The following is a 22,584-nucleotide window of genomic DNA, read 5'->3' on the forward strand; positions in this document are numbered from 1 at the left end:
ATAATTATCATTTATATTGACAACTGTATGTGCCTCGTTTAATATAATTCTCAAATCGTAACAATTACGATTTGTTTTATGCAATTATTTTAAGTTATTGATTTTTATGAGGTTAATCATTTTTCATTAACAATTTAATTTAAAAATTTACAATAAAAAGGAGTGTTTTATGCAACGTCAAGTGGTCGAATTTTCAAAATATAATCCATCTGGAAATATGACAATTCTTGTTCATTCAAAGCATCAACCGAGTGAATACGCAGCGATTGCACATCAGTTGATGGCGACAACACATGTGTGTTGTGAACAAGTAGGGTTCATTGAATCAGTAAACTATGAAAATGGAGATAACTATCACTTGGTAATGAGTGGAAATGAATTTTGTGGTAATGCGACTATGTCTTACATTCACTATTTAAAAGAACGTTTATTGATACAGCATCAACAATTTCAATTAAGAGTTTCGGGATATTCTCATCCTGTAGAGTGTAAAGTTCATTCGCAACATTATGAAGTGACTATGCCAAAAGTACATCAAGTTAAAGAAAGATTTGTGAAATTAGGGGACCAACAGTTTAAAGCATTTGAAATTAGCTACGATACATACATTCATTACGTGTTGATGTGTGATGGTGTAGATTTAGCAATGAAACAGCGCGTGGAAGATTTTGTCAGTGCGCAAACATGGCATCAACAATTTAAAACGATTGGCGTCATGCTTTTTCAACAAGATAAACAATTCATATATCCATTGATACATATACCTAAAATAGATAGCTTAATCTGGGAAAATAGCTGTGGTTCAGGAGCGGCTTCTATCGGTGTGTTAGTTAATTATCTAACAGATCATGATATTCAAGATTACCTAGTTAACCAACCCGGAGGCAGTATTATTGTCTCATCCAGAAAGTCTGGACAAAATGAATACCAAACAACGATTAAGGGTCAAGTTTCAACTGTCGCAACAGGACAAGCATATATAGAACAGGAGACAATGACGCAAATATGAATGATCATACAAAAATAGAGAACCAATTACAATATTATTTAGAACAATTTACGTACTTACATCAACTCGTTTTGGAAGATAGTCGGCATATTGTTGATTTAGAAAATTTGATTGATGAATACAGTCAATGGATACTTCAACCTTTGGCAGAGCATCACTATTTAACATGGGACGATTTAGAAACAAAAATGAGCTTAACCAAGAAGCTTCAAGAGGTATCAGCAAAATGTGTGAAACAAGTAGAAGTCATTCGCGCACAACGTTTGTTGAATGGTAGGGCGACCACGTCAGGTTATTTCGAAAATATAGAGCATTGTATTAATGAAGAATTCGGAAGATGGCAAATTGGAAAAAATGACAAATTATTACTGATTGGTTCGGGTGCATATCCTATGACATTGATTCAAGTTGCTAAAGAAACTGGCGCTGCGGTCATTGGTATAGATATAGATTAGGAAGCAGTTGATTTAGGGCAACGTGTCGTCAATGTACTAGCGCCAAATGAAGATATCGTTATTAGTAATCAAACAGTTGATCAATTAGAAGACATCCAATCTGTGACACATATTATATTCAGTTCGACGATACCTATCAAATATGACATTTTGAATGAACTTTACACATTGACGAATGATGAAGTTGTTGTAGCTATGCGATACGGTGATGATATAAAAGCATTGTTTAATTATCCATCTCAAGCAACTGACGAAACACAGTGGCGATGTGAAGAACTACAAACACGACCGAAGCAGATTTTTGATATTGCACTTTATCGTAAAGTGGCATCAAAAGTTGGTGTTGAACATGTCTAAAATATTAATGGTTGGTAGTGGACCGGTCGCTATTCAACTTGCTCGACTATGTCATTTACATGGAGAACATATAGTTGATATGGTGAGTCGCGTTCATGCATCAACCAAATCTAAGAGAGTCTTTGATGCGTATCAACGTGACGGCTTTTTTTCAGTAATGACTCAAAATGATGCACATCAGTGTTTTTCAGGTAAGTTTACGGTTAGACATTTTTTTAAAGATGTTAAAGATATTACGGAATATTATGACGTGGTGATTTTAGCATGTACTGCCGATGCGTATCGACCGATATTACAGCAATTATCTAAGTCCACATTAAAGCGTATTAAGCAAATCATCTTGGTCTCACCAACATTAGGATCACATATGCTTGTTAAGCAATTACTATCAGATGTTCAATGTAAAGGTGAAGTGATTTCATTTTCCACTTATCTAGGCGATACCCGAATATTTGATAAAGCACAACCACATTGTGTCCTAACCACACGAGTTAAATCAAAATTATTCGTAGGTTCGACTCAATCTCAGTCTATGACGTTGTGTAAGCTTAAGTCTTTATTTGACTATTTGAATATAGAATTAACAACGATGGACACACCACTACATGCGGAGATACATAATAGTTCACTTTATGTACACCCACCATTGTTTATGAATCAATTTTCATTAAAGGCGGTATTTGAAGGGACGAAAGTACCAGTATATGTATATAAGCTATTTCCAGAGGGTCCAATCACAATGACCTTAATACACGAAATGCGATTAATGTGGCAAGAAATGATGATGATATTAAAAAAATTAAAGGTACCTTCGGTCAATCTTCTAAAGTTTATGGTGAAAGAAAACTACCCTATACGTTATGAGACCATGCGCGAAGTAGATATTGAAAACTTTGAAAATTTACCAGCTATTCATCAAGAGTATCTACTTTATGTGCGATATACAGCAATTTTAATCGATCCGTTTTCTAATCCGGACGATCAAGGTGCATATTTTGATTTTTCTGCCGTACCATACAAACATGTTGATACTGATGAACAAGGAGTCATACATATACCACGCATGCCGAGTGAAGATTATTATCGTACTTTGATAATTCAAGCGATTGGAAGAGCATTAAACGTTGCAACACCGATGATTGACACATTGTTATTACGTTATGAAAATACTGTTAAACAATACTGTGACACACATTTACATCAACAACTATCAAGGCAATTCGAATTACATCATTTTAAACAGGATTTAGCGTTAGTGACGAACTACTTAACTTTTTATAAATAAAAAACGTAATGATATAAGTTTACATATTTTCGAAAAGAAAGAGGAAAGCAATGAATAAACTCACAAAACTAAGTACAGTCATTTTTGTATCTGGAATTATTTTAGCCGGTTGTGGAAGTAACAAAGAACTAACAGAGAAAAAAGAGAATAAAGTATTATCATATACAACTGTCAAAGATATTGGAGATATGAATCCCCATGTTTATGGAGGCTCAATGTCAGCAGAGAGTATGATTTATGAGCCGTTAGTTCGCAATACCAAGGATGGTATTAAGCCATTATTAGCAAAAAAATGGGACATTTCACCTGATGGTAAAACATATACGTTTTATTTAAGGGACGATGTATCTTTTCATGATGGTACGAAATTTGATGCAGATGCAGTGAAGAAAAACATCGATGCAGTACAACAAAATAAGAAACTACATTCATGGTTAAGACTTTCAACACTGATTGATGATGTCAAAGTTAAGGATAAGTATACGATACAACTACATTTGAAGGAAGCTTATCAACCTGCGTTAGCAGAACTAGCTATGCCACGACCATACGTTTTTGTATCGCCTAAAGATTTTAAACACGGCACAACCAAAGATGGTGTGAAATCATTTGACGGTACAGGACCATTTAAAATGGGTGAACACAAAAAAGATATATCTGCAGAGTTTAATAAAAATAATCAATATTGGGGAGAAAAGGCAAAATTAAATAAAGTAGAAGCAAAAGTTAAACCTGCAGGAGAAACAGCATTTTTATCAATGAAAAAAGGAGAAACCAACTTTGCTTATACAGATGATAGAGGTACAGACAGCTTAGATAAAGATAGTTTAAAACAATTAAAAGAAACCGGAAGCTACCAAGTAAAACGTAGTCAAGCTATGAATACAAAAATGCTTGTTGTTAATTCTGGTAAGAAAGATAGTGCAGTCAGTGATAAAGCCGTCAGACAAGCATTAGGTCACATGGTAAATAGAGATAAAATAGCTCAAGATATTTTAGACAAACAAGAAAAACCAGCCACACAATTATTTGCTAAAAATGTGACAGATATAAACTTTAATTTACCAACAAGAACATATGATAAGAAAAAAGCGCAAGCGTTATTAGACAAGGCTGGATGGGTGCTTTCAAAAGATCGACAAGTTCGTCAAAAAGAGGGCAAAGATTTGAATCTTAAGTTGTATTATGACAAAGGGTCTTCCAGTCAAAAAGAACAAGCTGAATTCTTAGAAGCAGAATTTAAGAAGTTAGGTGTACAACTAGATATAAACGGAGAAACGTCAGATAAAGTAGCTGAACGTCGTAGTTCTGGTGATTACGATTTAATGTTTAATCAAACATGGGGGCTATTATATGATCCTCAGAGTACATTAGCAGCACTTAAGACGAAAACGGGATATGAAAGTGCAACATTAGGTATTAAGAATAAGACACAACTGTACAAAGATATTGATGATGCTTTCAAAATTCAAGATGCAAAGGCACGTTCAAAAGCGTATCAGCAAATTTTGAAACAAGTTGACGATGAAGGTGTCTTTATTCCAATTACTCACGGCAGAATGACTGTTGTTGCACCTAAAGATTTACAAAAATTATCCTTTACACAATCACAATATGAGCTTCCATTTAATGAAATGCAATATAAATAAAGGAGCGTCGTCATGGTTAAATTTATTATGAAACGTCTTACGCTCATGATTCCATTATTAATTGTAGTGACTTTTATGACTTTCATGATGACCTATCTCACGAACGAAGATCCAGCAGTAACAATTTTACATGCCCAAGGAACACCTAATATAACACAAGATTTAATAGCTGAAACTAAAGAAAAATATGGATTAAATCAACCGATATTCACGCAATATAAAAATTGGCTTGTTGATGCCTTGCAGTTTAAATTTGGAACGAGTTATATCACAGGGGATCCAGTATCTGAGCGTATGGGTCCAGCGTTTATGAATACATTAAAACTCACTTTGATTTCCAGTGTGGTGGTGATGATAACATCTGTTGTTCTAGGCATAGTGAGTGCTTTGACTAGTGGTCGATTTACAGATCGTGCTATACGTTCAATAGCTTTTCTACTAACAGCTCTGCCTTCATATTGGGTAGCTTCAATATTAGTTATTTATGTATCTGTAAAACTCAATTTATTACCAACCTCAGGACTCACAGGTCCAGAAAGTTATATTCTTCCAGTCTTTGTTATTACGATTACCTATGCAGGAATTTATTTTAGAAATGTCCGACGATCTATGCTTGAACAATTAAATGAAGATTATGTTTTGTATTTAAAAGCTAGTGGTTTACCTCGTCTGACAATGTTGCTGCATGTATTACGTAATGCATTACAGGTAGCCGTATCTATTTTTTGTATGTCGATACCAATGATCATGGGAGGTTTAGTCGTTATTGAAAATGTATTTGCGTGGCCAGGTTTAGGACCATTAAGTGTTAAAGCGATTACTGAACATGATTTTCCAGTAATTCAAGCATACGTGCTCATTGTCGCGGTGTTGTTTATTCTTTTTAATACACTTGCAGATATCATTAATGCAATATTAAATCCGCGTTTAAGGGAGGCAATGAAATGATTGTGTTACGTCGTCTATTTCAAGATAGAGGTGCCATAGTTGCTATAGCTATTATTACAATTTACGTAGTGCTTGGAGTTTTAGCTCCTTTAATTACATTTTATGAACCGAATCACATTGATACAGCAAATAAATTTGCTGGTATAAGCTGGTCTCACTGGTTGGGGACAGACCATTTAGGCCGAGACGTATTAACACGGATAATATACGCCATAAGACCTAGTTTGTTATATGTATTTGTTGCATTGATTATTTCCGTTGTGATAGGAGCGATACTTGGTTTTATTTCAGGTTATTTCCCAGGTTATATCGATGCAATAATTATGCGTATATGCGATGTGATGTTAGCTTTTCCAAGCTATGTGGTGACATTGGCATTGATTACGTTGTTTGGCATGGGTGTAGAAAATATTATTATTGCGTTTATATTGACTCGATGGGCGTGGTTTTGTCGCGTGATTCGAACCAGTGTAATGCAATATATTGAAGCTGATCATGTAAAATTTGCCAAAGTAATTGGTATGAATGATTTAACAATCATTCGCAAACATATTTTGCCACTAACCTTTACTGACATAGCGATTATTGCTAGTAGTTCGATGTGCTCAATGATATTACAAATGTCAGGATTCTCGTTCCTTGGATTAGGTGTTAAGGCACCTACAGCCGAATGGGGGATGATGCTTAATGAAGCACGAAAAGTAATGTTCACACATCCTGGAATGATGATGACAACAGGTGTGGCTATCGTCATAATTGTAATGGCGTTTAACTTTTTATCAGATGCTTTACAAATGGCGATTGATCCTCGTATGTCCTCTAAAGAGAAACGACTGGCATTGAAGAAAGGTGTGAAAGCACATGACATTGCTTAAAGTAGCGCATTTAAGAATTAAGGACACATGGTCAGATGAGACACTCGTTGATAACGTGAATTTCACAGTTCAATGTGGTGAAACATTAGGTATTATTGGAGAAAGTGGAAGCGGAAAATCGATTACTTGTAAAGCATTAATAGGTTTAAATGCTCAACGTTTATCTGTAAGCGGAGATATCTTTTTTGAACATCAAAATTTAAATACAATAACTGAAAAGCAACTACGCAAAATTCGTGGTAAAGATATTGCGATGATTATGCAACAAGGAACACGAGCATTTGATCCTTCAACTAAAGTGGGGAAGCAAATGATTGAAACTTTGCGTGCACATACGACATTATCAAAGCAACAAATAAAACAAGAACTCATTCATTATATGACGTATATGAAGTTGAAAGATCCCCGTTCGTTATTAAAAGCATATCCCTACATGTTGTCAGGTGGGATGCTTCAACGTATGATGATTGCACTAGCATTGGCATTGAAACCTAAATTGATTATTGCTGATGAGCCGACCACAGCATTAGATACCATTACACAATATGAAGTTATCAATGCTTTTAAAGATATAAAACAACATTTTGATTGCGCCATGATTTTTATATCTCATGACCTCACAGTGATTAATAAAATTGCAGATCGTGTTGTAGTTATGAAAGAAGGTCGCGTGATAGAAGAAGGTCGAACAAACATGGTATTACAACAACCTCGTCATCACTATACAGCTTATTTATTATCTACTAAAAAGACAATTCATGATTATTTTCAGTTAGTGTTGAGGGGTGATTTCAATGCTTAAGGTTCAAAATGTTATTAAATTTTATGGAAAAAAATCAATATTTCGTGATAAACGTATTCCTTTAGTTAAAGGTGTGTCATTTGATTGCCCCACTGGTGCATCAATAGCAATTATTGGAGAAAGTGGAAGTGGAAAGTCTACGTTGAGTCGTATGATTTTAGGACTAGAAAAACCAGATCAAGGACAAGTGACGTTGGACGGTCAGCCTGTTCATTTTAAAAAAGTGAGACGTCATCGAATTGCTGCGGTTTTTCAAGACTATACTTCTTCTTTGCATCCTTTTCATACTGTCAAAGATATTTTGTTTGAAGTAATGAATCAGTGTCGATGTACATCGAAGGAGAATATGGAAGAGTATGTAACAGCGTTACTACGTGAAGTAGGGTTAAAATCTGATTGTTTGTATTGTTATCCACATATGCTTTCAGGTGGAGAAGCACAGCGTGTAGCTATTGCACGTGCGATATGTATGCAACCAGATTATATATTATTTGATGAGGCGATTAGTTCATTAGATATGTCTATGCAAACACAAATATTAGATTTATTGAAAAGGTTACGTCACTCACATCAGCTGAGTTATATTTTTATTACTCATGATATACAAGCTGCGACGTATATATGTGATGACTTGCTTATTTTTAAAAATGGCTGTATCGAAGCTAGGACATCTATAAGTGAATTGCATAGGCAACAAAATGGTTATACAAGAGAACTGATTGATAAACAACTATCAATCTAAGGAGTGACAATATGAAAGGTGCCATGTCTTGGCCTTTTTTAAGATTATATATTTTAACATTGATGTTTTTTAGTGCGAATGCCATACTCAATGTTTTCATACCTCTAAGAGGACATGACTTGGGGGCGACGAATACCAAAATTGGAATTGTAATGGGAGCTTATATGCTAACGGCAATGCTATTTCGCCCTTGGGCTGGTCAAATTATTGCTCGTGTAGGTCCGATTAAAGTATTGCGTATTATATTATTGATTAATGCTATGGCACTGGTATTATATGGGTTTACAGGACTTGAAGGTTATTTGGTTGCACGTATCATGCAAGGTGTGTGTACGGCATTCTTCTCAATGTCTTTACAATTGGGTATTATAGATGCTTTACCTGAGAAATATCGTTCAGAAGGTGTATCTCTCTATTCATTATTTTCAACAATTCCCAATTTATTAGGACCATTAATTGCAGTTGGGATTTGGCACGTGGAAAATATGTCCATATTTGCTATTGTTATGATTTTTATTGCAGTAACAACAACCTTATTTGGTTATAGAACTACTTTTGCAAATACACAAAAAGAGGTAGCACCAAAAGAAGAAGTCTTACCTTTTAATGCAATGACTGTATATGTCCAATTTTTTAAAAATAAAGCACTCTTCTGCAGTGGTATGATTATGATTTTGTCATCTATCGTGTTTGGTGCGATGAGTACTTTTATACCATTATATACAGTTAGGGAAGGTTTCGCGAATGCAGGTATTTTCCTTACAATTCAAGCCATTACAGTAGTGATAGCTAGATTTTATTTACGTAAGTATGTACCATCTGATGGTTTATGGCATCACCGGTTTATGATGATTGTCTTAACGTTACTGATGATTGCTTCAATCATTGTAGCTTTTGGACCACAAATATTGAGTATATTTGTATATATAAGTGCAATCTTTATTGGAATAACACAAGCGCTCGTTTATCCTACATTGACAACGTATTTAAGTTTTGTCTTACCAAAGATAGGACGTAATATGTTATTAGGATTGTTTATAGCATGTGCAGATTTAGGGATTTCACTAGGAGGTGTGCTAATGGGGCCAATATCAGATACGATAGGATTTAAATGGATGTATATTTTATGCGCTTTATTGGTTACTATTGCAATGATACTAAGTAAAATTAGACAAGGACAAAGTGTTTCTAAAGCTTCATAGCAGAACTACATAAAAATAATGATAAATTTAAAGGGAGCCTCCAGTTTGTCTGAGGTTACACTTCCGCACATGTAAAAATAATCGATTTATTTACTTTGTTAAATCGAAAGAAACGAAATTATATCAAACTTTTATTGCATTAGAATATTCACGCTTTTTGATTACAATAGAAGAAATTTTTACATTCATATCTTTTTAATTCTAGTTTTATGGATTTTTAAAAAGAAAGAAGCTAAATCAATAATAATAAAGAGGTAAATTAAGAGTGTGAAAAATGAGGTAGAGTAGAATTTATTTTGAGTACAATCCCTATATAGCTTATGAGCTCTAAGTTGAACTGTCTATAAAATTTATGTGTTAGGACACTCAAACGCACATCTGTAATATCTATGATATGTTTTTCAATTTAGCCTTATTAGTAACAGAGATAAAAAGACTAAGCCAGTTTCTAATTTAATGATAGATAAACAAAACCTGAGACAACAATTGTCTCAGGTTTTGTTTTACTTTTCGTTATAAGATAGTGAATTTTTCTTGCTATGAGGTTTCATTATAGAAGGAATTTTTCAGAAAACTGTTATGTAACAGGATAATTTATTCACAAACTGTTATAACTTCTGTCACAGGTTCGTAATTTATACAAACTTTAGTAGAAAATATGCCACAAATTATGTGAAATTAATCACATAATTCATGGTATACTGTCGTTGAAAACGTTAACAATACGAAATGGAGGCGGAGAGTATGTTAGAAACAAATAATCATACTAATGCTTGGCAAGGATTTAAAACAGGTCGTTGGAATAAAAATATAGACGTGAGAGAATTCATACAATTGAACTATTCATTATATGAAGGTGACGATGAATTTTTAGAAGGTCCTACAAAAGCAACTGAAACTTTATGGGATCAAGTAATGCAATTATCAAAAGAAGAACGTGAGCGCGGTGGCATGTGGGACATGGATACTAAAGTGGCATCGACAATCACTTCTCATGACGCTGGTTACTTAGACAAAGATTTAGAAAAAGTTGTTGGTGTTCAAACTGAAAAACCATTCAAACGTTCTATGCAACCATTCGGTGGTATTCGTATGGCAAAAGCAGCATGTGAAGCGTACGGTTACGAATTAGATCCAGAAACAGAAAAAATCTTCACTGAATATCGTAAAACACACAACCAAGGTGTATTCGATGCATATTCAAGAGAAATGTTAAATTGTCGTAAAGCTGGTATTATTACTGGTTTACCAGATGCATACGGACGTGGACGTATTATCGGAGACTATCGTCGTGTTGCTTTATACGGTGTAGACTTCTTAATGGAACAAAAACTTAAAGACTTTAACACAATGTCTACTGAAATGTCTGAAGATGTAATTCGTTTACGTGAAGAATTATCAGAGCAATATCGTTCACTTCAAGATTTAAAAGAATTAGGTCAAAAATATGGATTTGATATTAGCCGTCCTGCTACTAACTTCAAAGAAGCTGTGCAATGGTTATACTTAGCATATTTAGCTGCTATCAAAGAACAAAATGGTGCAGCAATGAGTTTAGGACGTACTTCAACATTCTTAGATATTTATGCTGAACGTGATTTACAAAATGGTGACATCACTGAACAAGAAGTTCAAGAAATCATTGACCACTTCATTATGAAATTGCGTATCGTTAAATTCGCGCGTACGCCTGAATATAATGAATTATTCTCTGGAGATCCAACTTGGGTAACTGAATCTATCGGTGGTGTAGGTATTGACGGACGTCCAATGGTAACTAAAAACTCATTCCGTTTCTTACACTCATTAGATAATTTAGGTCCAGCACCAGAACCAAACTTAACAGTGTTATGGTCTACTCGCTTACCTGAAAACTTCAAAATCTATTGTGCTAAAATGAGTATTAAAACGAGCTCAATCCAATATGAAAATGATGACTTAATGCGTGAAAGCTATGGCGATGATTATGGTATCGCTTGCTGTGTATCTGCCATGAAGATTGGTAAACAAATGCAATTCTTCGGTGCACGTGCTAACTTAGCTAAAGCATTACTTTACGCTATCAATGGTGGTAAAGATGAAAAATCTGGTAAACAAGTTGGGCCTAGTTATGAAGGTATTAAATCAGACGTACTAGATTATGATGAAGTCTTCGAAAGATATGAAAAAATGATGGACTGGTTAGCTGGCGTATACATCAACTCATTAAATATCATTCACTATATGCATGATAAATATAGCTATGAACGTCTTGAAATGGCTTTACATGATACAGAAATTATTCGCACAATGGCAACTGGTATCGCTGGATTGTCTGTAGCAGCTGACTCTTTATCAGCGATTAAATATGCACAAGTTAAACCTATCCGTAACGAAGAAGGTCTTGTAACTGACTTTGAAATCGAAGGCGACTTCCCTAAATATGGTAATAATGACAGTCGTGTTGATGAAATTGCAGTAGATTTAGTTGAACGTTTCATGACTAAATTACGTAGCCATAAAACATACCGTAATTCTGAACACACAATGAGTGTATTAACAATTACTTCAAACGTTGTTTATGGTAAGAAAACTGGTAACACACCAGATGGACGTAAAGCTGGCGAACCATTTGCACCTGGCGCAAACCCAATGCATGGTCGTGACCAAAAAGGTGCATTATCTTCACTAAGTTCAGTAGCTAAAATACCATACGATTGCTGTAAAGATGGTATCTCAAATACATTTAGTATCGTACCGAAATCACTAGGTAAAGAAGAAGCAGATCAAAATAAAAACTTAACTAGTATGTTAGATGGTTATGCAATGCAACATGGTCATCACCTCAATATTAACGTATTTAATAGAGAAACATTAATTGATGCAATGGAACACCCAGAAGAGTATCCACAATTAACGATTCGTGTATCTGGATACGCTGTAAACTTCATTAAATTAACACGTGAACAACAATTAGATGTTATTTCACGTACATTCCACGAATCTATGTAATAAATTTAAGGTGGGAGCAAAATGCTTAAAGGACACTTACACTCCGTTGAAAGTATGGGCACTGTCGACGGGCCAGGACTTAGATATATATTATTTACTCAAGGTTGTTTGTTAAGATGTTTATATTGTCATAATCCAGACACTTGGAAGATTAACGAACCATCAAGAGAAGTGACGGTTGATGAAATGGTAAATGAAATCTTACCGTACAAACCTTACTTTGAAGCTTCAGGTGGTGGGGTAACAGTCAGTGGTGGCGAACCATTACTACAAATGCCTTTCTTGGAGCAATTATTCAAGGAATTAAAAGCGAATGGTGTTCACACATGCATTGATACTTCTGCGGGATGTGTGAATGATACACCAGCATTTAATCGTCATTTTGATGAATTGCAAAAGCATACAGATTTAATCTTATTAGATATTAAACATATTGATAATGATAAGCACATCAAATTAACAGGCAAACCTAACACACATATTTTAAAGTTTGCACGTAAATTATCTGATATGAAACAACCTGTTTGGATTAGACATGTTTTAGTACCTGGTATTTCGGATGATAAAGAAGATTTGATAAAACTAGGAGAATTTATTAATTCTTTAGATAACGTTGAAAAGTTTGAAATCTTACCATATCATCAACTCGGTGTGCATAAGTGGAAAAATTTAGGCATTCCTTATCAACTCGAAAATGTTGAACCGCCTGACGATGAAGCGGTTAAAGAAGCTTATCGTTATGTTAACTTTAATGGCAAAATACCTGTAACATTATAGAAAGATAAATATATATAGTAGTAGCCTGAGACATCAATCGTTGTCTCAGGCTTCTTTATGTTTAATCAGTCGATAAACTGAGTTTAAAATATATCTCAATTAACTTTATTTAATAAAAATATGATTCATAAGTTTAAATAGTTTATTTTTCTAGATATGCTTTAAATACATCTTTATAAACATCAATGTAACTTAAATACATATCTTTTCTAATAAATTCATCAACTTGATGCGCCATAATAGATTCTCCAGGTCCAAAGACAGCAAAATCCACGTTATTTTCATTTGTTCCTAGGAAACTAGATGCATCAGTTGTACCAATCAATGCACTCACAACAATGTCTTCATGTACATAATTCGGTGCAATACGTGTAATATTTTGAATAAGAGGATTATCACGATCACTTGCCACTGGATCGTGACTGCTAGGTATATCTACAGTTAAATAATCTTCACCCACATGACGAATGACTTTTTCAAATAAATCCTTCACGAAAGTGCTGTCATATTCTGGAACAGTTCTTACATTATATTTAGCTGTCGCTTTATGAGGAACAGAATTAACTTGTTTACCACCATTGAATACAGAGTTTAACATTACAAATCCAGAGTAGATATGTGATTCTTCTTCACCAATTTTTCTGTGGAGATGTTTCTCAATCATTGGAACAGCGTCTAACTCGTGTACTTTATCATGTTCTTTAATATTTTTATATTCTTGTTTCATTTCATTTACAAAATCAACTAAAATATCAACAGCATTTGTACCTAGGTGTGGCATAGAACTATGTGCAGCCTTACCTTTCGCTGTGACTACACAACTCATAGAACCTTTATGAGCATAGTAAGCGATATTACTAGTTGGTTCGCCAATAATTAAACCACTCACATCATCTAAGTAACCTTCATCAGCTAGTAATTGTGCACCATATTGTTCCGTCTCTTCTCCTGTAGTAGCTAATAAACGTATCGTACCTTGCTTTAATGCGTTTGATTGTTTTAATTCAATCATCGCGATGACCATCGCCATAAGACCACCTTTCATGTCAGTGGTACCTCTGCCGAATAACTTGCCATCTTTATCTGTGAGTTCAAATGGAGGAAAAGTCCAATCATCATGGTCACCAGCATCTACAACATCCATGTGTCCACTGATTGCTAAGACTGGAGCGCCACTACCAATTTCAGCAACTAAATTAGCGCGTGAATCATTAACTTTAACAATCTTAGAATCAATATCATATTGACTTAACAGGTCTTTTAAGTACTCACATACTTCAATTTCATGATCATTCTCAGTTTGAATCTTGACGATATCAGCTAATAATCTTATTTTGTCTTGCTCACTCAATACAGTCATTTCACAGTCCTCCTCATTTTTAGTAATGATTTTTACTTTTTAATAAAAAATAAAAATCCTTGTACACTTAATATTATCAAAAACTTTTATTTATTAAAAATTATATGTCAAAATAAATGGATTTTTAATAAAAAATAAATATTGACTTAACATTTATTATAAAAAACAACAATGTATAGCAATATTAAAAATTTTTCATTATTTATAGTTTGAATCGTGTTATAAAATGAAAAGCGATGAGATTAAGATGTAATAATACATATATATAAATATAACTTCGTGCCACGCAGACGGTTAAAATCATGTATAATAGCTAATAATACATATTATTAGGAGATACATAATTAATGATGAAAAATAAATTAACATTAAAAGAGAATCTATTTATCGGCTCAATGCTGTTTGGTCTATTTTTTGGTGCTGGAAATCTCATTTTTCCAATTCACTTAGGCCAAACTGCGGGGGCAAATGTATGGACCGCCAATTTAGGATTTCTTATCACGGCTATCGGACTACCTTTTTTAGGAATTATAGCGATAGGTGTATCTAAAACAAACGGGGTCTTTGAAATTTCCTCAAGGATAAGTAAAATATATGGTTATTTGTTCACAATTGGCTTGTATCTTGTTATAGGTCCGTTTTTTGCGTTGCCAAGACTTGCGACGACGTCATTTGAAATAGCATTTTCACCATTTATTTCATCTGGTACGGCCCAAGCGTTGTTGCCTATTTTTAGTATTTTATTCTTCGGAGTAGCGTGGTTATTTTCGCGTAAACCTTCTAAAATATTAGACTATATTGGAAAATTCTTAAATCCGGTCTTTCTCATCTTGCTTGGAATTGTTGTTGTGCTTGCATTTATCCGTCCTATGGGTGGAATTAGTCATGCGCCAGTAAGTGCTGATTATAGCAATAGCGTGTTACTCAAAGGGTTTATCGATGGATATAATACATTAGACGCTTTGGCATCATTAGCATTTGGTATTATCATTGTTACTACAATTAAAAAGTTGGGGATTACTAATCCGAATACAATCGCTAAAGAAACTTTAAAATCAGGTACGATTAGTATTATAGCTATGGGCGTTATTTATACTTTATTAGCTTTAATGGGTACGATGAGTTTAGGTCGTTTTAAAGTAAGTGAAAATGGTGGTATTGCGCTTGCTCAGATTGCACAACATTATTTAGGGGATTACGGAATTATTATTTTGTCACTAATCATCATTGTGGCATGTCTGAAAACAGCAATAGGATTGATCACAGCCTTTTCGGAAACATTTACAGAGTTATTCCCTAAATCTAACTATCTTTGGTTAGCTACTGGGGTGAGTATATTAGCTTGTATATTTGCTAATGTAGGTTTAACAAAAATTATTATGTATTCAACACCAGTGTTGATGTTCATTTATCCTTTAGCGATTACTTTAATTTTATTAGCATTACTTAGTCCATTATTTAAACATTCTAAAATTGTCTATCGATTTACAACATTATTTACAATGGTGGCGGCATTTGTAGATGGTGTGAAAGCAAGTCCAGAGTTCTTTGTTAATACAAAATTTGCACAAACAATCATTGGATTTGGTGAAAATTATCTCCCATTCTTTAACATTGGTATGGGATGGATTGTTCCAGCACTTATTGGTTTCATTATTGGTATTATTGTATACTTTATGACTGCTAAAAAATCGTCCCACGTACAATAAGGCTGAGTTAATAAATGATATAACTGCGAATTTCTTAATAATTATATTTCAAGATTATTATAATTTTTAAATACATCATTTTATTAATAAGTATATTAATTGTTAGTGAGATAAAATTTAATAGTACTACTACACAAAAAAGAGAGGGCGAAATCGCTCTCTCTTTTTTTGGATTTTTATAAGTGAATAAAAAAGTATTAAGCAACGGAATGGAGCTACTTAATATTTTTTCATAATTAACCGACGTTGACAGAGGAACATATATTATATGATAAGTTTACTTTTTATATGTTTGTGACATATAGTAATAAGTAAATCGTTATTAATAAATACAATTCATGTTAATAAAGTTGAATTTAAGAAAAGTTGTTTATAAAATAAATACACTCGATAAGTATGGGTGTTGAAAAAGTGTTAAATAAATACAATTATATATTATTTAGAATTCGATAAAGAAGGTGACGAAATGCCTAGAACTTCCAAAAGACAATTAATATTAGAATCGGCCGCAGCTATTATTAATGAAAAAGGTGCTGATTATCTCACGTTGGATGCTGTAGCTCAAAGGGCTGGAATAAGTAAAGGTGGTTTATTTTATCATTTTAAAAGTAAAGATGAACTCATCAAAGAGCTGGTTAACTATGCCAATAATTTGTACAGAGATAACGTGAACCAACATATCGGTAATGAAAAGAACAAAAAAGGGCAATGGCTCAACGCATTTATAGAAGCGACAAGAGCACATCGTACGGATAATGCGCCTATTACTTCTGGAATGCTAGCGGCGCAAGGGACTAATAGAAGTTTATTATCACCATTAAAGACCTCATATCAAGAATGGCAATATCAAATTACACACGACGGGTTAGATGAGGTAGATGCTACCATTATTCGTTTAGCTGTCGATGGTTTATGGTTGTCGGAAATATTCGGAATTAGTGCTATAGATGAAGAAATGAGAGAGAAAGTTATTAAACGTTTAAAGATGCAAATAGAAAAAAATTAAATAAGCTATATCCATAGAGCAGGGTGATGTCTCGTACATCGCGCTGTTCTTTTTTGTGTAAAGTCAGTTGAAACTAAACCGACTAGTTGGTATAGTAATCAATGTCATAAAAAATAAAACTTTTAGAGGTGTTAATGATGCAAAAAGTTGTTTTAACAGCAGCTATTACTGGCGCTGGAGATACAATACAAAAAAATGAGAACGTACCAGTTACACCACAAGAACTTGCAGATTCAGCAATTAAATGTGCACGAGCAGGAGCAACTGTCGCACATATTCATGTAAGAGATCCTGAAACTGGAGGAGTAAGTCATGATCCAGAACTGTATGCTGAAACAGTTAGATTAATCAGAGAAGCTGATGAAGATATCGTCATTAATGTGACATCTGGTGGCGGTGGAGACTTCATTCCAAGTCTAGAACATCCAGAGACAGGTGGAGAAGGAACTTGGATTCAAACACCAGAAGAACGTTTTAAACCTATTGGTGACTTATTACCAGAAATGTGTACATTAGATTGTGGCAGTGTCAATATGGGAGATGCAATATACTTAAGCCCTGCATCGTGGTTACGTAAACAAGCACAAATGGTTAAAGATGCGGGAGTCAAGCCTGAGCTTGAATGTTTTGATACAGGTCATGTGAGTTTTGCCAAACAAATGATAGAAGAAGGATTAATTGATGGAGACCCTATGTTCCAATTTTGTTTAGGTATTCCTTGGGGTGCAGAAAATGATCCTGAAACAATAGAATATCTTAAATCACGTATACCAGAAAATGCACATTGGTCAGCATTTGGCATTGGTAAGATGCAACTCCCAACTGTAAGAGAAGTTGCGCAACGTGGAGGAAATGTTCGTGTTGGATTAGAAGATAATATTTATTTAAGAAAAGGTGTAAAAGCAACGAATGAAGCATTGGTAGAAGAGGCAAAAAGAATTTTAGCAGAGCTCGACATTGAGCCACTTACACCTGCTGAAGCAAGAGAAAAATTTAATCTTAGAAATCCTCATGGTAAAGGAGACAAATAATGAAATTCGCAGTTGTTGGAACAGGTGTAATTGGTAGTGGATGGATTACTAGAATGCTTGCGCATGGTCATGAAGTGATTGCTACTGATCCAAGTGAAGGTGCATATGAACGCATGTTGACACAAGTTAAACAAAATTGGCCTTACGCAGAGCAAATGGGCCTTGCTGAAAATGCATCAATTCAAAACTTAACATTTACACCACATTTAGAAGAAGCGGTCAAAGATGCGGATCATATTCAAGAAAATGTACCAGAAGTAGAAGAAATTAAAGACGCTGTATTAAAAGAGATTGATTTTTATGCGCAACCTGAAGCAACAATTGGTTCAAGTACATCAGGAATTATGCCTTCAGAATTACAAACTAACTTATCACATCCTGAACGATTAGTTGTTGCCCATCCATTTCACCCGGTATATATATTGCCATTAGTCGAAATTGTGCCAGGTAAGCAAACATCTGAAGAAACCACAGTTAAAGCCGAACAGATTTATGAAAGTATTGGTATGGATGTTTTACATGTGCGTCATGAAATAGAAGGACATATTGCAGATCGTCTTATGGAAGCATTATGGCGTGAATCATTGCACATAGTTAATGATGGTATTGCAACAACAGAGGAAGTTGATAAGGCGTTTACTCATGCAGCAGGTTTACGTTATGCACAATATGGTCCATTTATGACGTTCCACTTGGCAGGTGGTGAAGGTGGTATGCGTCATATGTTAAAACAATTTGGGCCAGCTTTAAAAAAACCTTGGACAAAACTCATCGCGCCCGAACTGACAGATGACTTATATCATAAAGTAGTAAATGGTAGTGAAGCATCTTCTCAAGGATATACAATGTCTGAACTTGATCAAAAAAGAAACGAATTTCTAATTAAAGTGAAAGAATTAGCCGAACAATATTGGCCAAGTGATAGTAAAGCGATGAAAAAGTCTAACGGAGCAGCGGAGTTATAATGATGAATCAACAGTATGTGTTTCACACAAAAGTGCATCGTGATTGGGTAGACCATAACGGGCACCTAAATGATGCAATGTATAACCGAATTTTCAGTGATACAACAGATGATTGGTTAGGTCATTTAGGCTTAACTATTGATGCCATTCAATCTTATCAATATACCGTATTCACCTTAGAAAATCATGTCATGTTTCTTAATGAAATGAAAGAAAATGAAGATGTCATTGTTAAAGTACATCTTCACGATTATGATAGCAAACGATTACATGTCCTAATGGAAATGTTTAATGCAGATGATGATTTATGTGCAACATATGAAGTGATGCTGATGGGCATTGATACGACTTCAGGAAGACCTTCAGCATTTCCGAACGACATTTTGAATAACATCGAACGCTATTATAATATAGAAAATGTGGAGACGACATCTCAATATATAGGTCATCGTATCGGCATCAAGAAAAAGCCAAAAAGCAAAGAGTAATACAACTTAGAATTTAGATGAATATGATTTAAGGACTCTTTTGTGCCTTGTTCTTACTTAGTTTACTTTGTATAACATCACAATGAGTCCTTATTTTTTAACAAATTGAATTACCTATAGAAAGGAATGGACATATGTTAAGTATTAAAAACTTATCAAAGGTCTATGCAGGTGGTAAAAAAGCTGTAGATAATATGACCATAGACATTGAATCAGGAGACTTTATTGCATTTATTGGGACAAGTGGTAGCGGTAAAACAACTGCCCTTAGAATGATTAATCGTATGATTGAATCTACAGAGGGAGAAATTACCATTGACGGTAAAAATATCAAAGAGCTTAATCCGGTTGAGCTTCGTCGCAGTATCGGTTATGTCATACAACAAATCGGCTTAATGCCACATATGACAGTGAAAGAGAATATTGTTCTCGTACCAAAGTTATTAAAATGGTCACAAGAGAAAAAGGATGAGAAAGCGAAAGAACTTATACGCTTAGTAGATTTACCAGAAGAATATTTAGATCGATATCCTTCAGAATTATCAGGTGGTCAACAACAACGTATTGGTGTTGTAAGAGCACTCGCAGCTGAACAAGATATTATTTTAATGGATGAACCGTTTGGTGCACTCGATCCAATCACAAGAGATACATTACAAGACTTAGTCAAAAAATTACAACAACAATTAGGAAAGACATTCATTTTTGTTACACATGATATGGATGAAGCAATCAAACTTGCAGATAAAATATGTATTATGACAAATGGACAGGTGGTTCAATATGACACGCCAGATAATATTTTACGTAGTCCAGCGAATGATTTCGTTAAAGACTTTATTGGTCAGAATCGCTTAATTCAAGATAGACCTAATATCCGTACAGTTAAAGATGCGATGATTAAACCCGTGACAGTACATGTTGACCGTTCTCTTAATGATGCGGTGAATATTATGAGAGAGAAAAGAGTCGATACGATATTTGTTGTCGGCAATGATGAGCATTTATTGGGTTATTTAGATATTGAAGATATTAACGAAGGATTAAGACATCATAAAGAACTTATAGATACGATGCAACGAGATATTTATAGAGTACGTATTGATAGTAAGTTACAAGATTCTGTTCGTACAATTCTTAAACGTAATGTACGTAATGTACCCGTTGTTGACAGTGATAATAAAACATTATTAGGCCTTGTCACTCGAGCTAACCTTGTAGACATTGTTTATGACAGTATCTGGGGAGAGTTAGAATCGGATAACAATGATAATCATTCTGGGATTGTTGAACCCGAATCCACAGGAGTTGAGACACCATGATAAAGTTTATTTCGGAACATAGTGGTATGTTATTTGCAAAGACATTCGAACATTTGTACATATCGATAGTGGCATTGGTTATTGCAATGATCGTAGCGGTTCCTTTAGGCATTTTATTATCTAAAAAGGAAAAGCTTTCGAAAGTGTCATTGACGATAGCTGGCGTTTTACAAACGATACCTACATTAGCGGTATTAGCTTTAATGATTCCATTATTTGGTGTAGGAAAAACACCTGCAATTATAGCGTTATTTTTATATGTATTATTACCAATTTTAAATAATACGATTATAGGCATTCAAAATATAGATTCCAACCTTAGAGAAGCAGGACGTAGTATGGGAATGACTAATTTTCAATTGATGAAAGATGTGGAGTTGCCACTCGCATTACCATTAATACTTAGTGGAATTAGACTGTCTTCTGTCTACGTTATTAGTTGGGCAACATTGGCAAGTTATGTTGGTGCTGGTGGTTTAGGTGATTTTATCTTTAACGGATTAGCGCTATTTGAACCGAGTATGATTATTACTGCAACTATTCTTGTCACTGCTATTGCACTTATTGTAGATTATGTTTTATCACTGATTGAAAAATGGGTTGTACCTAAAGGATTAAAAGTTTCCAGATAATCATTGAAGGAGGATAATATGAAGAATTATAAAAAATATCTAATTGTTTTAGTATTATGTCTAACAGTGTTATCTGGATGTAACTTACCCGGTTTAAAAAATAGTCATTCAGATGACGATGTTAGAATCACAAGTTTAGGAACAAGTGAATCACAAATTATATCGCACATGCTGAGATTACTTATTGAACATGATACAAAAGGTGAAATTAAACCTACCTTAATTAATAATTTAGGTTCAAGTACGATTCAACATAATGCTGTCACAAGTGGCCAAGCTAATATGTCAGGTACGCGTTATACAGGCACTGACTTAACAGGGGCGTTGAAAGAAGATCCGATTAAAGATCCTAAAAAGGCCATGAAAGCGACTCAAGAAGGGTTTAAAAAGAAATACAATCAAACCTTCTTCAATTCATATGGTTTTGAAAACACATATGCATTGATAGTAACAAAAGAGACAGCTAAGAAATATCATTTAGAAACTGTTTCAGACTTAGAAAAGCATGCTAAAGATTTAAGAGTAGGTATGGATAGTTCATGGATGGACCGTAAAGGTGACGGTTATCCAGCATTTAAAAAAGAATATGGCTATAGTTTCGGTACGGTAAGACCTATGCAAATTGGTCTGGTTTACGATGCACTTAGTTCTGGCAAATTAGACGTTGCCGTAGGTTATTCTACAGATGGACGTATTTCAGCATATGATTTAAAAGTGTTGAAAGATGATCGTCGATTCTTCCCACCATACGATGCTAGTCCACTTGCATCAGATCAATTGTTAAAAGAGAAGCCAGAGCTCAAACCGATTGTTAAAAAATTAGAAGGTAAGATATCAACAGAACAAATGCAAGAATTAAATTATCAAGCTGATGGTAAAGGGAAAGAGCCTGCAACAGTTGCAGAGGACTTCTTGAAAAAACATCATTATTTTGAAGACGATGACAATAAAAAACATAAACAGAAAGGTGGTCAATAAA

At 34.4% G+C, this 22,584-nt stretch carries 19 protein-coding genes and 1 pseudogene; 19 read left to right on the plus strand and 1 reads right to left on the minus strand.

Translation table 11 applies throughout. The features are described 5' to 3' along the window. The first annotated feature begins 169 nt into the window (after positions 1 to 169). The 11 genes and pseudogenes from cntK (at position 170) to pflA (ending at position 13,092) form a co-directional block, all read left to right on the plus strand. The gene (cntK, locus tag ACVBFA_RS01360; RefSeq protein ID WP_126122594.1) at positions 170 to 1,009 is read left to right on the plus strand and encodes a histidine racemase CntK; all 840 of its coding nucleotides are present in this window, start codon (positions 170 to 172) and stop codon (positions 1,007 to 1,009) included. Continuing rightward, positions 1,006 to 1,821: pseudogene (cntL, locus tag ACVBFA_RS01365) on the plus strand (staphylopine biosynthesis enzyme CntL). The gene cntK and the pseudogene cntL overlap by 4 nt, the downstream one beginning before the upstream one ends. Then, positions 1,814 to 3,106: a staphylopine biosynthesis dehydrogenase gene (gene cntM / locus ACVBFA_RS01370; protein ID WP_126122592.1), complete on the plus strand. Its 1,293-nt coding sequence runs from the start codon at positions 1,814 to 1,816 to the stop codon at positions 3,104 to 3,106. Before cntL ends, cntM begins: the two are co-directional and overlap by 8 nt. A 50-nt stretch (positions 3,107 to 3,156) precedes the next feature. Further along, positions 3,157 to 4,755: a staphylopine-dependent metal ABC transporter substrate-binding lipoprotein CntA gene (gene cntA / locus ACVBFA_RS01375; RefSeq protein WP_002487525.1), complete on the plus strand. Its 1,599-nt coding sequence runs from the start codon at positions 3,157 to 3,159 to the stop codon at positions 4,753 to 4,755. A 12-nt stretch (positions 4,756 to 4,767) separates the two neighbouring features. Next, a complete protein-coding gene (opp1B, locus tag ACVBFA_RS01380) occupies positions 4,768 to 5,703 on the plus strand; it encodes a nickel/cobalt ABC transporter permease (protein ID WP_002487532.1) in 936 nt (311 codons plus the stop codon). Next, complete coding sequence (gene cntC / locus ACVBFA_RS01385; protein ID WP_002446855.1) at positions 5,700 to 6,578, plus strand: staphylopine uptake ABC transporter permease subunit CntC; 879 nt, start codon at positions 5,700 to 5,702, stop codon at positions 6,576 to 6,578. The genes opp1B and cntC overlap by 4 nt, the downstream gene beginning before the upstream one ends. Next, on the plus strand, positions 6,565 to 7,380 hold the full coding sequence (gene cntD / locus ACVBFA_RS01390) for a staphylopine uptake ABC transporter ATP-binding protein CntD (protein WP_002487499.1): 816 nt from the start codon (positions 6,565 to 6,567) through the stop codon (positions 7,378 to 7,380). Before cntC ends, cntD begins: the two co-directional genes overlap by 14 nt. Continuing rightward, positions 7,373 to 8,122 carry an ABC transporter ATP-binding protein gene (locus ACVBFA_RS01395; protein ID WP_126122591.1) on the plus strand — a complete coding sequence of 250 codons (750 nt, stop codon included), beginning with the start codon at positions 7,373 to 7,375 and terminating at the stop codon, positions 8,120 to 8,122. The genes cntD and ACVBFA_RS01395 overlap by 8 nt, the downstream gene beginning before the upstream one ends. Before the next feature lie 11 nt (positions 8,123 to 8,133). Beyond that, entirely contained in the window at positions 8,134 to 9,324 is a 1,191-nt protein-coding gene (gene cntE / locus ACVBFA_RS01400; protein ID WP_002487493.1) for a staphylopine family metallophore export MFS transporter CntE, read from the plus strand. Between the two features lie 744 nt (positions 9,325 to 10,068). Then, the gene (pflB, locus tag ACVBFA_RS01405) at positions 10,069 to 12,315 is read left to right on the plus strand and encodes a formate C-acetyltransferase (RefSeq protein WP_001830559.1); all 2,247 of its coding nucleotides are present in this window, start codon (positions 10,069 to 10,071) and stop codon (positions 12,313 to 12,315) included. A 21-nt stretch (positions 12,316 to 12,336) separates the two neighbouring features. After that, on the plus strand, positions 12,337 to 13,092 hold the full coding sequence (gene pflA / locus ACVBFA_RS01410; RefSeq protein ID WP_002446860.1) for a pyruvate formate-lyase-activating protein: 756 nt from the start codon (positions 12,337 to 12,339) through the stop codon (positions 13,090 to 13,092). Between the two features lie 142 nt (positions 13,093 to 13,234). Here pflA and ACVBFA_RS01415 read toward each other — a convergent pair whose 3' ends face one another. Then, positions 13,235 to 14,452, minus strand: coding sequence for an ArgE/DapE family deacylase (locus tag ACVBFA_RS01415; RefSeq protein ID WP_002458109.1), 1,218 nt, complete (start codon positions 14,450 to 14,452; stop codon positions 13,235 to 13,237). Between the two features lie 347 nt (positions 14,453 to 14,799). Between ACVBFA_RS01415 and brnQ the strand changes: the two genes are divergently transcribed. The 8 genes from brnQ (at position 14,800) to ACVBFA_RS01455 (ending at position 22,583) form a co-directional block, all read left to right on the plus strand. Next, on the plus strand, positions 14,800 to 16,161 hold the full coding sequence (gene brnQ / locus ACVBFA_RS01420; protein WP_002446862.1) for a branched-chain amino acid transport system II carrier protein: 1,362 nt from the start codon (positions 14,800 to 14,802) through the stop codon (positions 16,159 to 16,161). A 466-nt stretch (positions 16,162 to 16,627) separates the two neighbouring features. Beyond that, positions 16,628 to 17,167 (plus strand): TetR/AcrR family transcriptional regulator, encoded by a 540-nt coding sequence (locus ACVBFA_RS01425; RefSeq protein ID WP_046044202.1) that lies wholly within the window; start codon positions 16,628 to 16,630, stop codon positions 17,165 to 17,167. A gap of 137 nt (positions 17,168 to 17,304) precedes the next feature. Continuing rightward, positions 17,305 to 18,198: a BKACE family enzyme gene (locus ACVBFA_RS01430; RefSeq protein ID WP_002494032.1), complete on the plus strand. Its 894-nt coding sequence runs from the start codon at positions 17,305 to 17,307 to the stop codon at positions 18,196 to 18,198. After that, positions 18,198 to 19,163, plus strand: a complete 966-nt coding sequence (locus ACVBFA_RS01435) for a 3-hydroxyacyl-CoA dehydrogenase NAD-binding domain-containing protein (RefSeq protein WP_126122590.1) — start codon at positions 18,198 to 18,200, stop codon at positions 19,161 to 19,163. Before ACVBFA_RS01430 ends, ACVBFA_RS01435 begins: the two co-directional genes overlap by 1 nt. After that, complete coding sequence (locus ACVBFA_RS01440) at positions 19,163 to 19,651, plus strand: thioesterase family protein (RefSeq protein WP_002487520.1); 489 nt, start codon at positions 19,163 to 19,165, stop codon at positions 19,649 to 19,651. Before ACVBFA_RS01435 ends, ACVBFA_RS01440 begins: the two co-directional genes overlap by 1 nt. Positions 19,652 to 19,785: 134 nt before the next feature. Beyond that, the gene (locus tag ACVBFA_RS01445) at positions 19,786 to 20,973 is read left to right on the plus strand and encodes a betaine/proline/choline family ABC transporter ATP-binding protein (RefSeq protein ID WP_001830513.1); all 1,188 of its coding nucleotides are present in this window, start codon (positions 19,786 to 19,788) and stop codon (positions 20,971 to 20,973) included. Then, positions 20,970 to 21,605 (plus strand): ABC transporter permease, encoded by a 636-nt coding sequence (locus tag ACVBFA_RS01450; RefSeq protein WP_001830452.1) that lies wholly within the window; start codon positions 20,970 to 20,972, stop codon positions 21,603 to 21,605. The genes ACVBFA_RS01445 and ACVBFA_RS01450 overlap by 4 nt, the downstream gene beginning before the upstream one ends. 18 nt (positions 21,606 to 21,623) lie before the next feature. Then, positions 21,624 to 22,583: an osmoprotectant ABC transporter substrate-binding protein gene (locus tag ACVBFA_RS01455; protein WP_126122588.1), complete on the plus strand. Its 960-nt coding sequence runs from the start codon at positions 21,624 to 21,626 to the stop codon at positions 22,581 to 22,583. The last annotated feature ends 1 nt before the right edge of the window (position 22,584 follow it).

This window comes from Staphylococcus sp. MSU001 (assembly GCF_052976705.1).